A 15,076-nucleotide genomic window follows, 5' to 3' on the forward strand; every position below is an offset into this window, starting at 1 on the left:
AGCCGGTCAACGTTACCGCTGTAACGTGCTTATTAAGAAAATGCTGCTCGTACGCCAGCTTCGTCCTGACCTGCAATATTTCAATGCCAGGACTGGCAACCAATGCACCAGAAAAGTGCGGTTCGACCCCTATCAACGCTGCAATTCGTCTACGATGGCCGCTATGTCTAAGTCTATTGTTTTCATTTGCTCATGCATTCTGCCTCTGTTTGCAGCCTCCCTTACCAGCGGTTGCGCCGTCGCGGCGCAGCCCGAAACAGCACCTGCAGGAGACGCGCTGTCAGCGACTCAGGCAGGTGCCGTTGATCGCTTCATTGGCCAGTTCACTGAACTGGGGATGTTCGATGGCGTAGTGCTTGTCGACATCGGCGGCGCAGTTGTCTACCGTAAAGCGTTTGGCTACGCCAACTACGAGCTCGGTGTACGTCACACGCCGAAGCACCGCTTTCGCATCGCGTCAGTATCCAAGGCCGTGACAGATACGGCGATGGCCAGGCTTGTCGAAAACGGCGTGTTGCAGCTCGACACCCCCATCGCCAAGTACCTGCCCGATTTCCCGTCCGCGGATTTGATAACGATTCGGCAGCTCCTCGATCACACTTCGGGCATCGCGCACACCAACCACCTGGACTGGGGCGACGGTTCGGCCTCGTTGAGCACTGCGGAAATCGTAAACCGTCTCGCACAGCTACCGCTGGATTTTCCACCCGGCAGCGATTCGCGCTATTCCAATGGCGGTTATGCTGTGGCCGCGCGCATTCTGGAGCTGATCGACGACGCGCCCTTGACCGATGTGTTGAGTGGAGCACTTTTCGAACCGCTGGGCATGCATGATACCGGTCATCTTGAAGACTCGCGCACGCCCGTTCCCAACCTGGTAACTGGCTATGAACCAGGTGACGTGCCTGGCCAACGTCGCTACCCGCGCTTCTATGCTGTCGAGATCCGGCCGGGTGGGGGGTCGCTCTATTCCACCGTCGACGACTTGTTACGTTTTACACGGGCCGTATTCCGCGAGGATCTCGTTTCGGCGCAATGGCGACGCGAAGCACTCGGCGTCGACGGTGATATATACCTTTCGCAAGGACGCTCACCGGGGTTCGTGGCCAAGCTCTTTTACCGCAAGAGTGACGACATGATCGTTATCAGCCTGGCGAACAGCTACGCTGTACCCGCCGATTGGGCTGATGCAATAGCAGGGCTGTCCGCGTCCGATCCCGTCAGTCCAGGCTGGACCGTCATAGATCCGATCAGAAAATCTATCGATGCCGATCATCCGATGATCGGGACATACACAAACTCGTTTGGCGGCGGCCGGGTTGAGATAGCGCGTTCGCCACTTGACCATCTCACCGTGACCTACGGCGACGAAGACCGCGCAACGGCGCTGGTGCCGCTGTCGGACGGTGCGTTCTTAATGCCTACCTACTTCCAGCGCTGCCATCAGGCGGTGCCTAAAGGTGCTGTGATGTGCCGCATGCTGTCCGGCAATGAGCGTTATGACAGCGTTCTTACTCCGAAACTGTCGACAGAAAATAATTCCGGAACATAGATTTAATGCGGACGACCGCTGTGGGTCGGAAGCCGACCGTGGGAATCGCGGCTGGAAGCCGCTCCTACGGGAGTCCGCGAATGTCGGGTTTTGGCCGACTCGCGCCCGTGAAGGTTGAAGGGTTCCGCGATGCAGGATTGGGGAAAAAGGCCAGGGAACGACAGCTCCCTGGCTTTAATCTATTACTACTGTGACTGGTATTCGCTGACCGTTTCGTAGCTGTTTGTTTCCAGCGGGTAAACGGTTGTTTGTGTCTCGTAGTCATATTGCGTCGCCGGGGCGCTGTATACGCTGTCGGTCGACTCGTAGCCGGTGATGGTATCGGCAGCTGCGGTGCGAACGCCGGCATCAGCCGAGGCGTTAAGCCTGTTGGCCCGCCAGTAGCGTGCACCGGCGATGTCTGCAGCGAGGAACAGCCCGGCATCGGTCATCTGGTACACGGCAAGTCCGTTGGTAAAACTGGCTTCGGCGTTAGCGCCATTACGACCGGCAACGGCGTTGGCCGATGAGCTGGCCAGCCATTGGCTGTCAATGAAATCATTGAAGGTGTGCTCGTCTTCAAACAACAGCACCATGCGAAAAGCCTGGCCGCCAATGCCCAGCCCGATTCCGCCCAGACCCACATGCATGTACGTGCGTTGTGTGCTTGATTTGTGTACCGCAACGCCGCTGCCACCGCCGCCGCTGACAATCAGCGCACCCTTGGTGACGTTAAACACGGCATAACCGAACGCCCGGTCGTACAGGCGCTGTGCCTTGGCATCGGTGGCCAGCAGTTTCTCCAGCGTATGTTTTGCGCTGAGGTCCAGACGGGTTCTCTTTTCTTCGGCACTGGCAAAAAAGCCAGCGGCAGCCGGCTGGGCGGCACCCAGCAGCAGCCCGGCAGCAATGGTGGCTGAGATCAGTCGGGAAAGTCGCTTGTTCATGCACGGCTCCGTACGGTGAAATACTGCTCCGCACCATAACCTCGGATTATGTAAAAGTAAAGCACAACAGCGGGTTAACAGCCATCGCTCAAGCATTTCGGCATCTTTTCCTCCTAAGTAGAGTCGCCAGCCCGCCGGCCAGGAGCGGCAGCGAGGCCGGCACCGGCACCACGGTGAAAGACTGGCCGGCATTGACCTGCCCGAAGGTGTTGCCGGTGGCAATCCAGGTGAAAGCCTCATAGGCATTGCCGGTGCCGGCCAGCTGCAGCGACCAGTCGGCCGGTGTGTCAGAGGATTCGGCGATGCCGATGTCGGTGCTGCGCAGGCCGATCGCGGCGCCCTCGAGTGCGAAGAAACTACCTTCGTAGCTGAGAAACTGTTGTACCGAACCGTTGCTGTCGACCAGCGCGATGCCGTCGGGCGCACCGTTTTGCAGCGCGCCGGTCTCAAAGGCGAGCGTGCCGTAGCCGGTGCCCTGGTCGATTATGGTGCCGCTCAGGTTGAGGGTGCGGTAGATGGTGCCGGTACTGCCGTTGTAGAACAGCAGCGACCAGCCGTCGAGGACGGTACCCGAGGCCCCGGCAATTTCGACGCCTTCGCCGACATCGGTTCCGCCATTGTCGTAGTGCAGCTCATTGATAAAAGGCAGAGTCGACGCATGCAGTTGCAGCGGCAGCGCCAGGATAAAAGCGAGTACGATGTTTTTCATTGTAATTTCCCTTTACGATTTTGCGGCGGGAAATGCAGTCTAGGTGAGAAGGCAGCGCCCACCCACGTACAAATCTTTGTTGAACGTATTGTTATTCGACGGTCGGACACGCAGCACCAGTCGCTGCGATATACCAGACAAGTTGTGAGTGGCCGGGGAGTGGCCGTCGTGATCAGTTACGCTCGATCGGGCGGGTCAGGCAGGTAGGCCCGCCGCCGCCTTTGAGGGAGATTTCATTGCCGCTATAGCACAGCACTTCCACACCAGCGCGCCGCAGCCGGTCTTTTGTGACCGGGTTACCGTCAACCATCAGCGCTTTGCGCGGCGCCAGCGCCAGCACGTTGCATGCCTGCGTCGCGAATTCTTCATCGGGCACCTCCAGAAGGTCCATGCCCAGTTGTTGCAGCCGCTGGCGAAACGGTACCGGTAACAGCGGCGAATAAACCAGCGCAAGATCCCGGTCGAGCGGGCTGATCATGGACATCAGGTGAAACACATCGTCGCGACCACGCCAGTGCGGCAACGGCACGACAATTACTTCATCGACCATTCCGTCCAGCAACTTCGTGAGCTGATCAATCCCGGCCCGGTTTGTGCGATATCCCAGCCCCACCGCGACAATGCGTGGTGCCAGCCAGACTACGTCGCCGCCTTCGAGGCAGCCGTCAGACCCGATAGCCCCGTGTATCGGCACACCCAGTGCGCTAAAAGCCGATTGCAGTTCGGCCGGTTCGCCGCATCGCGCCGGCTTGCCCATGGCGCAAAGAATGGCGCCGGCACTGCACATGACGGCGGCATCCCGTGGATATAACGAGTCCAGCCCGGTAGCCGCGGCTGCCGGTAACGGGTACAAGGTTGCTCCGGCATGTTCCAGGATGCTTGCAAAGCTTTGGTATTCGCGCGCTGCCGCTGTCAGCTTGGGACGCCGGGTGTAGTTCAGCTCGCGCCACTGGTTTTCAATGTTGTCGTCGTTAATCCACGCGGTGCTAACCGGTTTGATGATTACCCGGCCCAATGCCCCGGTATCGTCCTGGCGGCGGGTGTCGGAAGTCATGGTTTCGATCGTAACGCGTCGCCGCGCCGGATGGCAGCGTCGCAGGAATCACGCGGAGGTTTATTCGACGGAGGTCTGCAGATCTCGCAGCCGCAGCTGCACCATTTCCTGGGTGTCCTCGAGCTGGTTTTCGCTGGTGGTGAACACCGGTGGCTGCCGCCGCAGGATAGACCAGTCGCCATGCTCGAGAATCTTTTCCAGGTAGTTCTGGTTCTGCTGCACCATGTGGTTGTACGGGTCAGTGCCCTCAAACCAGTTTTCGAAGTAACGGTAGACCCCTTCGAATACACCGTCGAGCCGCTCGCTTGATACGCGGTCAAAAAACTCCGGGGTTTTCTTCAGCAGGTCCAGCCCCGATTCATAGGTAACCGAGCGGGCGCCCTCTTCAGTGTTGTTTACCGCCAGGCCACCCAGGACAAACTCGGAATACAGCCGGTCGCGGCACTTTTCAAGATAACAACGGTCCGCCATTTGCGCCATCAGGTCGGCTGTGCCAAGCAGCATCCCGACGGTCCGGTGTTTCGGGTCGTCGAGCTCGATCTGGTCGATCTGCCGCTCGTAGCCGGTAAAGTGGATGATCTGCACCGCAGCCGGTACCAGCCGCTCGAGTCCGATCTTTGGTAAATGCTCCGTGAGAAAATTTGCGCCACGCGTGATATGCACCAGCGTGAACTCGGCGCCATTGACCGATTCGTTTTCGTTGTCGTGGACGATGTAACCCGAATCGTGGAAAAGGGCCGTGACGATTCCCAGCGCCGCGTTATCGAAGCCGAGCTGCTCGCCCGGTTCGTGGGCCTTTTCCCAGCCACCCAACAGGCGTGCCATTGCCAGGGTCATGTCCAGCGTGTGCTGCATGTCGTGATACACGGTGTCGCAGCCGCGGTAACCCGCAAGCTCACCCTCGAACAGCTGACGAAACACCTCGAAAGCGCCGGCAATCTTGTCAAAAGAACGGTCGGGATAGAGCTGGGCAAAGATGTCGCGCACGGCCGAACAGACCGTATGCGGGCAGCTTACCTGCACCGTGCCGGTAACGTCGTAGTCACTGAGACGTTGTTGCTTCACTATCGAGTGTCCGCTTTGCCCACGGAGAAAGGAGAGTTTACGAGAAAAACAAAGGGTTTAGCGAGGCTTGCGCCCGGTATTTGAGACGCGCGTCACATTTTTGACGCTAATCCTCGAATTCTGCCCACACCGGCGCATGGTCGCTGGCCCGTTCCAGCCGGCGTGGCTCGACGTCAACGTCACAGGCCGTGCACATTCCGGCCAGCTCAGCGGTGCCGAGAATCAAGTCTATGCGCAGCCCGTGATTGCGGCGAAACGACCCCATGCGGTAGTCCCACCAGCTGAACACCTCGTCGGGCTGCTCGAACTCGCGAAACAGATCACTGAAGCCCAGCTCACAAATATCGCCAAGCGCGCTGCGCTCGGTATCGCTGCACATGATCTTGCCAGCCCACTTTTGCGGGTCATGGATGTCGCGGTCTTCAGGCGCGATGTTGAAGTCACCCATCAGGATGATCTTGTCGTGCTGCTGAACTTCGTTGCTGATGTGCTCGCGCATGGCCGACAGCCACTCAAGTTTGTAGTCGTACTTTTCCGAGCCCACCGACTGGCCGTTGGGTATGTACAGGTTGAACACGCGGATATCGCCAAAGCTGGCAGCAATAATGCGCTTTTGCCCATCCTGGTAATTATCGAAACGGGTCAGCAAATCGTCCGGTTCGGCAAGGTTATCGCTGCGGTAGATCAGCGCCACACCGTTGTAGGTTTTCTGGCCGCTGAAGCGGCACTCGTATCCCATGTCATAAAAGGCGTCGGCCGGGAAATCGTGGTCCGGCAGTTTTGTTTCCTGCAGGCCAAGCACGTCAGGCTGGTGTGTCTTCAGCCAGTCGAGCACATGCGGCAGTCGTACCCGCAACGAGTTGACGTTCCAGCTGGCGATTTTCATTCAGCAATGCCGCTGTAGTACAGCAACGCGGCAATATCCGGCTTGCGTCCGCGAAAATCCATAAACGCCTGCATCGGGTCGACGGCGCCACCGCGCTGCAGTATGGACCGCAGGAAATGACGGCCGGTGTCTGCATCGAGCACGCCTTTCTCGTCGAACAGGGCAAATGCATCGGCCGAAAGCACCTCGGCCCACTTGTAGCTGTAATAGCCTGCGGCGTAGCCACCCCCGAAAACGTGGGCAAAGCCATTGGGAAAGCGATTGAAGTCGGCGCAGGGCACGACTGCTACCTCGTTGCGAACCTCGTCCAGGATCTGGCGGATGCGTCCGCCCTGCGCAGGATCGTATTCGGCATGAACACGCAGGTCGAACAAGGCGAACTCGAGCTGCCGCACCATCTGCATGCCGGCCTGGAACGAACGGCTGCCAACCAGACGGTCAAACATTTCATCCGGCAGTGGCTCATCGGTCTGGTAATGCCCCGAAATCATGTCGAAGGTGTGTTCCGACCAGCAGAAGTTTTCCATGAACTGGCTCGGCAGTTCTACGGCATCCCAGGCAACGCCATTTATCCCGGCGACACTCGGGTAGTCGATGCGCGTGAGGATGTGGTGCAGAACATGGCCAAACTCGTGGAACAGCGTCACGACCTCATCGTGGGTCAGCAGTGCCGGGGCGTTGCCGACCGGCGGCATGAAATTGCACGAAAGATAGGCCACGGGATTGACTGACTCGCCATTACTGCGGTTGCGCCCGACACAGTCGTCCATCCAGGCGCCACCACGTTTGGCCGGGCGCGCATACAGGTCGACGTAGAACGAACCGCAAACCTGGCCATCTTCGGCGTGCACATCAAAAAAGCGCACATCCGCGTGCCAGGTATCAACGCCTTTGCGTTCACGTACTTCCACGCCGTACAGCTGCTGCACTACCTCAAACATTCCGCTCATTACACGGCCGACCGGAAAATAAGGCCGCAACTCTTCGTCGGAGATGGAAAAGCGGCTGCGTCTCAGCTGTTCACTGTAAAAGCCAACATCCCAGGCGTTCAGCCGGTGCCCGGCAAAGTGCTCCAGCTCGGCAAATTCTTCTGCCGCCCGGTCACGGCTGCGGCTGGCCAGATCGCGCAGGAAACCGCTGACCTGTTCGACTGATTCGGCCATCTTCGTAGCCAGTGAGTACTCGGCATAATTGTCGTAACCGAGCAGCCCGGCTGCTTCGTGCCGTGCGGCCAGTATCTTCTCCATCGTTGCGGTGTTGTCCCAGCGGCCTGCGTCGGGTCCCTGGTCCGAGGCACGTGTGACCCAGGCGGTGTACATCTCCTCGCGCAGCGGCGCCGATTCGGCATGGGCGGAAATGGCCTGGTACGCCGGGTAGTCGAGCGTAAAGACCCAGCCACCCTTGCCGCGGGATTTTGCTTCCGCCGCAGCACGCAGCAATGCCCGGTCCGGCACCCCGGCCAGCCGGCTGCGATCGGTGACGTGGCATGACCACGCATTGGTAGCATCGAGCAGGTTCTCTTCGAATTTTGCCTGCAGCGAACTGAGGTCCTGCATCAACGCTTTGAAGCGCTGCTTGTCTTTGTCGGCCAGCGCCACGCCGGCCAGCCTGAAGCTGCGTAGCGACAGCTCGATGAGCCGTTGTTGAACCGGATCGAGCCCGGCATCGTTGCTCTGTACCGACCGCCAGGCCTGGTACAGCTTGTCATTCTGTTTTATCTCGGTCTCGTAGTCGCTGAGTTTTGGCAGGCAGCGGTTGTAGCTGGCTCGTAGCGATTCATCGTTGCGGACGGAGTTCAAATGACTCACCGGTGACCAGGTTTTGCTCAGCCAGTGCTCCAGCTGCTCCAGTGGCGCAATGAGAGAGGCCCACGAGTGGTCTTCGGCCGCTACCAGTTCGGCGATACGCCGGCGGCTGGCTTCAAGAACCTCATCGACCGCCGGTTCGACATGTTCCGGCAATATTTCCGAAAAGCGCGGGAGGTGGTCTGGTGCTGTCAGCGGGTTGCTCATGCCGGGAAAAACTCAGCTTGGATAAGGCGCCCGATAGTATCGGACAGCGCCTGCGCCGCCAACCACGTGGTGTCCGCCACGGCCGGGCGCGGGCTATCATGTAACCGGAAAGTGGCACAATCGGGTTGGTAACGTGAAAACACACTACGACGTTCTTTGTATTGGCGGCGGCAGCGGCGGGCTGGCGGCAGCGCAGCGGGCGGTGATGCACGGCGCCAGGGCGGCCGTCATTGAATCGGGCAGGCTCGGTGGTACCTGCGTCAACGTTGGCTGCGTGCCGAAGAAAGTCATGTGGTACGCCGCGCAGGTTGCCCACACCCTTGAGGACTGCGGTGGATACGGTTTTGACATCACCGTGCGCGGGCACGACTGGGCGCAGCTGAAGCAGCAGCGTGATGCTTATGTGGCGCGACTCAACGACATCTATGCGCGCAACCTGGACCGGCGCGAGGTGCAGCTTTACCGCGCTCCGGCAAGCTTCATCGACAGCCATACTGTCGCGGCGGGTGAAAATGAGATTACTGCAGATCACATCGTCATAGCGACCGGCGGCCGGCCGCGTTTACCGGTAATGCCGGGTGCCGGGCTTGGCATGGTGTCGGATGATTTTTTCGACCTCGAGCATTGCCCGCGCAGGGTGGCAGTTATCGGCAGTGGCTATATCGCGGTGGAGCTGGCCGGCATGCTGGCCGCGCTCGGTGCCGAGGTGCGTATCTTCGTTCGTTACGAGGGCATACTCCGGCAGTTCGACCCGATGCTGCGTGAAATGCTGACCGCCGAAATGGCGCGTAACGGTATTCGGGTTATTACAGAGTCCGGTATCACGGAATTGCGGCAGGCCGGTGATCAGATCAGCGTGGACGGTCCTGGCGGGAAACCGTTATGGACCTGCGACAAAGTGCTGTGGGCCGTCGGCCGTATTCCCAACATCGAGCACCTCGGGCTGGCGGCGACCGGCATCGAACTCAACGCCAACAATGAAATTATCACCGATGAATTTCAGAACACCAATGTTCCGGGCGTCTACGCGATTGGCGATGTTTCGGGTCGTGCCCAGCTCACGCCGGTAGCAATCGCTGCGGGCCGCAGGCTCGCTGACCGGGTGGTTGGCGGCGAGGCTGATCGCAGGCTCGATTACGATTGCATACCGACGGTAGTTTTCAGTCATCCGACCATCGGTACAGTCGGGCTGACCGAGCCGCAGGCTCGCGAGCGCTGGGGTGACGATGTTCGTGTTTACGAGGCCAGCTACAAACCCATGTACGATCAGCTTACCGGCCATGACAGTCGCGCGGCGGTAAAGCTGATCGTTCACGGCACTGATGAACGCATCGCCGGCTGCCATGTTTTCGGGCCGGGGGCGGACGAGATGTTGCAGGGGTTCGCCGTTGCAATAAAAATGGGTGCGACGAAAAAGGATTTCGATGACACGGTCGCGATTCATCCAACCGCTGCCGAAGAACTCGTCACGCTGACATAACTACACGATTTAGCCACTGCAGCAACGCGTGGTACATTGCATGGCCCATTTGGAGGTGCCATGACTGGTTTACATAATAAAGGCGCCCTGCTGGTGCTTCTGTTGCTGCCGATGGCCGGCTGGTGCTCCGTCGACGGCGACGGCGACGGCGTGCCCGACCTCGTCGACAACTGCGTGGAGTCGGCCAACAGCCCGCAGCGCGACACTGACGGCGACGGTATCGGCAATCTTTGCGATCCGGATTTCAATAACGACGGTATTGTCGACCTGCTGGACCTTGCAGAAATGCGTGATGTGTTTCTGCTGCAGGGTGTATTCGACCAGGATCTTAATGGCGATGCCATTGTCGACCTGCAGGATCTTGCTGTCATGCGGCCTTTCTTTCTCGACTCTCCGGGGCCGGCCGGTGCACTGGTCGGCGGACTGGAGCTGACGCCGGTCTTTACAACCGTGGCGCTGTCGTTTCCGATGGCGATGAAACAGGCGCCCGGCGACGCAACGCAATGGTATGTCGCCGAGCGTAGCGGTCGCCTGCTTCGTTTCGACAACGTCGAGGCACCAGCGGCAGCGGTCGAGGTGCTGGACATCAGCGACAGAGTCGACACCTTTTTTGAAGGTGGTCTCCTGGATTTTGCTTTTGATCCGTCCTTCCAGGACAACGGGCGGGTGTACATGAGCTACACCGCCACTGGTGCCAATACCCAGACCAATCCGCTCGATTCACGGCTCAGCAGCTTCACGCTCGACCCGGGGTCTGCGGACGGTGCCTTCGACCCGGACAGCGAAGTGATTATCCTGGAGTACGATCAGCCCTACGGCAATCACAACGGCGGCGGCATCGAGTTTGGTCCGGACGGCTACATCTATCTTGCACTGGGGGACGGAGGTTCAGGCGGTGATCCGGAAGACAACGGGCAGGACAAAACGACACTGGCCGGGGCCATCCTGCGTCTCGACCTGGAACTTACGCCCGCCGACATCGCCGCAGGCCTGACCTACAGGATTCCGCCAGGCAATCCGTTTATTGAAAGTGAAGATTGCAGTACCGGCTGCCCGGAAATCTACGCCTGGGGGTTTCGTAATCCATGGCGTTTCAGCTTTGACCGCGTGAGTGGTGAACTGTACGCCGGAGATGTCGGCCAGGATTCAGTGGAGGAGGTCGACCTGGTGACGGCGGGCGGAAACTATGGCTGGCGCTGTTATGAAGGCAGCCTGGTTTATGAAACGTTCGGCTGCGGGCCGATGGGCGACTATACCTTCCCGATCCAGGAATACAGCCACACCGACGGGCGCTCGATCACCGGCGGTTTTGTTTATCGTGGCGGCAGTTTGCCTGCGCTCGACGGAGTTTACCTGTACGGCGACTACGTGAATGGTCGGATCTGGGGTCTGCTCGGTAGCAACTCGCTGGGAGAACTGGTAGACACAAACCTCAGAATCGTATCGTTTGTCGAATCAGCCGCCGGCGAACTGTATGTATTGGGCCTTTTCTCAGGATCGATCAACCGTATAGGCTTGCCTGAATGACCAGCGCCGGGCTGAAAATGGCTATTAGTTAAGGAGTCGCCTGCAGTTCCCATGAGTGTCACCGTCCGCATCGTCATGCTCACATTAGTGCTCGCTGTCCCGGGCGCCGGTGTACTTGCGGCTGAACAGACACCACCGGCCGGACTGCAGCTCGATTATTCGCTCGACGAGCGGTCACTCGAAAAGATTGCCGACGGCAGCGCCGCACAAGGCATATCGCGGCTGGATGCCGAACCAGACGTCGTAACGGCGCCGGGCACACCGATTGCACTGCTGCTGGCCGGGCTGGTGCTGGCAGCGGCTGCCGCGTTTGTTGTTGGTTTCTGGCTGGCGCGTCGCATGGCTGCGCAGCCGGCCGCAGATGCACCGGTTGCGCTATGGCTTGATGCCGAACAGTTGCAGGCCGACCTGCAGCAACGCGACGGCGAACTCGAAGAGCAACAGCGCAGCTATACTGAGCTGGCTGCGGAGCGCGAACAACTGCTGCTGTCACACGCCGATGAGCTCCATGAACTGCGCGGCGAAAAAGAGGAGCTGCAGCGCGAGCTGAATGCGCTGCGTTTGCGCGGCGGTCACGGTGGCGACGGCAGCGATGCCCAGGCAACCATTGACAGCCTGCGTGAAGAACTGGCACGACTGCACAGCACTGACAGCGACGCGGTTGATCTTCGTGAACTGCCTTCTGCTGCCGCCGACACGGCAGAACTTCGTGCCGAACTGGTCAGCCAGAAGGAGCACATCCAGCACCTGGAGGCGTTGCTGCAGGAGGCCCACGACGAGAGTGCCGCGGCGGAGCAGAGACTGGTGCGGCTCGGCACGCTTGAGCAGGCGCTCGAGGATCGGGAACACGAGCTGCGCGAAGCAACCGCGGAGCTCAGCCGGTTGCGCGAGAAAGCGGAGCAATTCGATGAGCAGGAAAACCGGGTAACGGTTCTCGACAGCGAGTTGTCGTCGCTGCGCGACGAAATGAACGAGCTACTCGGCAAAACCGGGCAGTACCAGGTACTGGTACCGGAGCTGGAAAACAAGCTGTTTCATCGCCAGGAACAAATCGGTGCCCTGGAGTCAGATCTGCACGCTACCGCGGACGAGATTGCCGAGCGTGATCGCGCGACGCGGCACCTGGAAGAAACCATCCAATCGCTGCAGGTTGCTGCCACCGAGTCAGCCGACCGCATTGCAAGCCTCGAGTCAGACCTGCAGTCGGCACTGGCGGAGAACGAATTAGTGCGGCTGGATCCGGACACCGAAGAACTGCATCAGGAAAACATCCGCCTGCGCGCTCGCGTGGAGGAGCTGGAGCAGGAAATCACAGGATCGAAAGCCGCACTCGATGAGGTAAACCTGCATCGCGAGCGACTGGACGAGTGGAATTCCACCGTGACCAGCCTGCAGGCAGAGATCAGGCGCAAGTCGACGCTAATCGATTCGCAGGCGGATCACCTGGCAGAACGTGAAAAACTCGTAGCCGAGCTGCGTGGCCAGATCGAGGATCTTCGCGTTCAGCTGACTTCACGGCAGGACGAATCCGAGTCTCTGCGGGGGCTGCTCGAGCAGGCCGGCAACGTTGTGGTATCGCTGCGCGATGAAATCGGGCACGACGAGCATGCCGCGACCCGCCTGCGGCTGGCGCGCGACCCGGCGCAGGACCCCTTTGCGGAAGAAGGGCCAGCGAATCCTGTGGAAGCCGACATCGAGGCACTGCGTTTTACTTCCCGCAGTCGGCGCGACCTCGGTAATTCACTCGAGAATATCCTGGCCGAGGAGCGTGCGGCGCTGGAGCAGGCTTCACGGCGGATACGCGAACATGACGAAGAAGTCACGACACTGAAAAATGATATTTCAGCCAACCGCGTTGCCATGGTGGCGCTGCGGACACGACTGGAGGAAGCAGAGGGTAGCGGGTCGCACCAGGCTTCGGCGCGCGAACCGGCCAGGATCGAGCAGGAGTTGCAGCAGAGCATGAAGGTGCTGGAAGCACTGCGGGCCGATCTGCACAAATGGCGCGGCCGTGTCAGACCGCTGCACGACGCATTGCTGGCACGGAACGAGAGAATTCAGTATCTCGAAGCTGAGCTTGCAGCCCTGCGTCAGGCACAGGGGCTGGAGAAGCCGCAAGATGAGTCCGACCCGGTGGTAGACGATGTCTCGGCGCTGCTGCGGCGTGAGCAGAACGGCGAGTCACCCGAAGCCGAGCGCGCACGTTGTCTCGATGAAATGAAAAATGAATGGGATCGCATCGTTGCGCTGGAAACCGAGCTGGCCGAAACAGGTGCACGGCTGGCGCGGGTGCTGGAGCTGGATGATTCCCGTTGTCGCCAGATAGAAAGCCTCGAACTGGCCCGCTCCGCTCAGCTGTCCAGGCTGGCTGAGTTGCGCACCGACCTGGCCAGTCTCGGTATCGATACCGACATGCCCGCAGCCGATGCGATCGGCAACGTCGTTGATTTTGGTGCGCGGCGGCCGACCTAGCGCTGCAGAATATATTTAGGCTTTAGCGGCAGCTTGCCGCGCCAGTACTGGATCAGCACGATTCCAAACAGCATGCCGCCGAGGTGAGCGAAATGCGCTACGCCGCTCTGGCTCGAGGTTACTCCCAGCGTCAGCTCCAGTAGTCCGTAAAGCACGACGAAGTACTTGGCCTTTATCGGTACGGGGAAAAACAACAACAGCAGTTTGACGTTCGGGAACATCATGCCGAACGCGAGCAGCAGGCCAAACACCGCACCCGATGCCCCCACCGTGGGATACACAGCGCCACCGGCTCCGGCGTCCATCGTGACAACGACCAACTGCACCAGCCCGGCGCCAATCAGGCAAAAGAAATAATAGATGACGAAATGCAGCGAGCCCCATAGCCGTTCCATATGGCTGCCAAACATCCACAGGGCAAACATGTTGACCAGCAGGTGCAGGTTGCCGCCGTGCAGAAAGCCGTAGCTCACCAGTTGCCACGGCCAGAAGCCCGGCCCACTGTAGCCCGGCCGCGCCAGCCGCGAACCGTCGGCCGCAAGCGGCCACAAGCCGAACAGGTCGGCCATGCCGGACAGCCCGAGCAGCAGCTCTAGAAAGTAGATTGCTACGTTGAGTGCCAGCAGGATGCCGACAATTTTACTCAGCGGTGGCATCGCAGGTCAGCCGTCTTGTTCCAGCGCGGCACGCGCTGCGGCCAGCAATACATCCGGGTGCACACGCACCTTGTAATCCGGATTGAGATACTGGAAATCAATAATTCCGTCGGTGCCGATCAGAAATACCGCCGGAACCGGCAGCCAGTGATGGGTCCTGCCGGAGGCATCCTCGATGTCGATGTCATGCTCCAGCAGCTTGCGGTGATAATCGTCGGTGACACGAAATGCGATTCCAAACGTACGTGCCGCAATCAGGTCATTGTCAGACAACAGTGCGTAACGCAGGCCCTTTTCTTCCAGGAAGGGGGCAAGTATTTCGGGCCGGTCAGCCGAAATGAACAGCAGTTCGTAGCCAAGGTCGAGCAGCGTCTGTTCGGCTTCGCGCATGCGCCACAGGTAGCGGCTGCAGTAGGGGCACCAGCTGCCACGATAGAAGGTGACAATTACCGGCTTGTCGCGGGGCCCCGCGGGGAAAGAATAGGGCGATCCGTCCGCGCTGCGAATCGTGAATGCCGGTGCCGCCATCCCGGGTAACAGGGGCATGACTTCGGTTGGATCAGTCGCCACCCGCGAGCGGAATCCGGCAACGTCAACCTCGTCAACGGCGGGCATGTCGTTGCAGCCCGCCAGCAGCGCTGTCGCGGCAGCACAGCACATGATGCGTTGGAGTGGATTCATCAATAGTAAGTTGGCGAGATCTGCGGGCACTCTAGCATAAGACCTCTGCGCGGCTT

Annotated in this window: 12 protein-coding genes; 4 read left to right on the forward strand and 8 right to left on the reverse strand. The window is 59.7% G+C overall.

Annotated features, from left to right (window positions below; genetic code table 11):
* The first annotated feature begins 40 nt into the window (after nt 1-40).
* A complete protein-coding gene (locus HKN06_06105) occupies nt 41-1,552 on the forward strand; it encodes a beta-lactamase family protein (GenBank protein NNF60887.1) in 1,512 nt (503 codons plus the stop codon).
* Between the two features lie 185 nt (nt 1,553-1,737).
* Here HKN06_06105 and HKN06_06110 read toward each other — a convergent pair whose 3' ends face one another.
* The 6 genes from HKN06_06110 to HKN06_06135 form a co-directional block, all read right to left on the reverse strand.
* Complete coding sequence (locus tag HKN06_06110; protein ID NNF60888.1) at nt 1,738-2,478, reverse strand: hypothetical protein; 741 nt, start codon at nt 2,476-2,478, stop codon at nt 1,738-1,740.
* An 88-nt stretch (nt 2,479-2,566) separates the two neighbouring features.
* Nucleotides 2,567-3,187 carry a PEP-CTERM sorting domain-containing protein gene (locus HKN06_06115; GenBank protein NNF60889.1) on the reverse strand — a complete coding sequence of 207 codons (621 nt, stop codon included), beginning with the start codon at nt 3,185-3,187 and terminating at the stop codon, nt 2,567-2,569.
* A 172-nt stretch (nt 3,188-3,359) separates the two neighbouring features.
* Nucleotides 3,360-4,241 carry a hypothetical protein gene (locus tag HKN06_06120; protein NNF60890.1) on the reverse strand — a complete coding sequence of 294 codons (882 nt, stop codon included), beginning with the start codon at nt 4,239-4,241 and terminating at the stop codon, nt 3,360-3,362.
* 60 nt (nt 4,242-4,301) lie between these two features.
* Entirely contained in the window at nt 4,302-5,306 is a 1,005-nt protein-coding gene (locus tag HKN06_06125; GenBank protein NNF60891.1) for a hypothetical protein, read from the reverse strand.
* A 106-nt stretch (nt 5,307-5,412) separates the two neighbouring features.
* The gene (xth, locus tag HKN06_06130) at nt 5,413-6,192 is read right to left on the reverse strand and encodes an exodeoxyribonuclease III (GenBank protein NNF60892.1); all 780 of its coding nucleotides are present in this window, start codon (nt 6,190-6,192) and stop codon (nt 5,413-5,415) included.
* The gene (locus HKN06_06135; protein ID NNF60893.1) at nt 6,189-8,204 is read right to left on the reverse strand and encodes a M3 family metallopeptidase; all 2,016 of its coding nucleotides are present in this window, start codon (nt 8,202-8,204) and stop codon (nt 6,189-6,191) included. Before HKN06_06135 ends, xth begins: the two co-directional genes overlap by 4 nt.
* 133 nt (nt 8,205-8,337) lie before the next feature.
* Here HKN06_06135 and gorA point away from each other — a divergent pair, with 133 nt between their 5' ends.
* The 3 genes from gorA to HKN06_06150 are packed head-to-tail and all read left to right on the forward strand — an operon-like array spanning nt 8,338 to nt 13,683.
* Entirely contained in the window at nt 8,338-9,684 is a 1,347-nt protein-coding gene (gene gorA, locus HKN06_06140) for a glutathione-disulfide reductase (GenBank protein ID NNF60894.1), read from the forward strand.
* Nucleotides 9,685-9,744: 60 nt separating this feature from the next.
* Nucleotides 9,745-11,211, forward strand: a complete 1,467-nt coding sequence (locus HKN06_06145; GenBank protein NNF60895.1) for a glucose sorbosone dehydrogenase — start codon at nt 9,745-9,747, stop codon at nt 11,209-11,211.
* 51 nt (nt 11,212-11,262) lie between these two features.
* Nucleotides 11,263-13,683 (forward strand): hypothetical protein, encoded by a 2,421-nt coding sequence (locus HKN06_06150; GenBank protein NNF60896.1) that lies wholly within the window; start codon nt 11,263-11,265, stop codon nt 13,681-13,683.
* Here the strand turns inward: HKN06_06150 and HKN06_06155 are convergent.
* Together HKN06_06155 and HKN06_06160 are read right to left on the reverse strand one after the other, a co-directional pair.
* The gene (locus tag HKN06_06155) at nt 13,680-14,339 is read right to left on the reverse strand and encodes a rhomboid family intramembrane serine protease (protein NNF60897.1); all 660 of its coding nucleotides are present in this window, start codon (nt 14,337-14,339) and stop codon (nt 13,680-13,682) included. The two genes, HKN06_06150 and HKN06_06155, sit on opposite strands and share 4 nt — an antisense overlap.
* A 6-nt stretch (nt 14,340-14,345) precedes the next feature.
* On the reverse strand, nt 14,346-15,020 hold the full coding sequence (locus HKN06_06160) for an AhpC/TSA family protein (GenBank protein ID NNF60898.1): 675 nt from the start codon (nt 15,018-15,020) through the stop codon (nt 14,346-14,348).
* Nucleotides 15,021-15,076: the final 56 nt, after the last annotated feature.

The sequence above is a fragment of the Gammaproteobacteria bacterium genome (assembly GCA_013003425.1).
Taxonomy (GTDB): domain Bacteria; phylum Pseudomonadota; class Gammaproteobacteria; order Steroidobacterales; family JABDKV01; genus JABDJB01.

What these genes read in the sequence shown, in the direction of transcription:
- HKN06_06150 (NNF60896.1), top strand. Translation starts at nt 11,263, where the DNA reads ATGAGTGTCACCGTCCGCATCGTCATGCTCACATTAGTGCTCGCTGTC.
- HKN06_06145 (NNF60895.1), top strand. Translation starts at nt 9,745, where the DNA reads ATGACTGGTTTACATAATAAAGGCGCCCTGCTGGTGCTTCTGTTGCTG.
- HKN06_06110 (NNF60888.1), bottom strand. Translation starts at nt 2,478, where the DNA reads ATGAACAAGCGACTTTCCCGACTGATCTCAGCCACCATTGCTGCCGGG.
- HKN06_06135 (NNF60893.1), bottom strand. Translation starts at nt 8,204, where the DNA reads ATGAGCAACCCGCTGACAGCACCAGACCACCTCCCGCGCTTTTCGGAA.
- HKN06_06105 (NNF60887.1), top strand. Translation starts at nt 41, where the DNA reads ATGCTGCTCGTACGCCAGCTTCGTCCTGACCTGCAATATTTCAATGCC.
- HKN06_06120 (NNF60890.1), bottom strand. Translation starts at nt 4,241, where the DNA reads ATGACTTCCGACACCCGCCGCCAGGACGATACCGGGGCATTGGGCCGG.
- HKN06_06160 (NNF60898.1), bottom strand. Translation starts at nt 15,020, where the DNA reads ATGAATCCACTCCAACGCATCATGTGCTGTGCTGCCGCGACAGCGCTG.
- xth (NNF60892.1), bottom strand. Translation starts at nt 6,192, where the DNA reads ATGAAAATCGCCAGCTGGAACGTCAACTCGTTGCGGGTACGACTGCCG.
- HKN06_06115 (NNF60889.1), bottom strand. Translation starts at nt 3,187, where the DNA reads ATGAAAAACATCGTACTCGCTTTTATCCTGGCGCTGCCGCTGCAACTG.
- HKN06_06155 (NNF60897.1), bottom strand. Translation starts at nt 14,339, where the DNA reads ATGCCACCGCTGAGTAAAATTGTCGGCATCCTGCTGGCACTCAACGTA.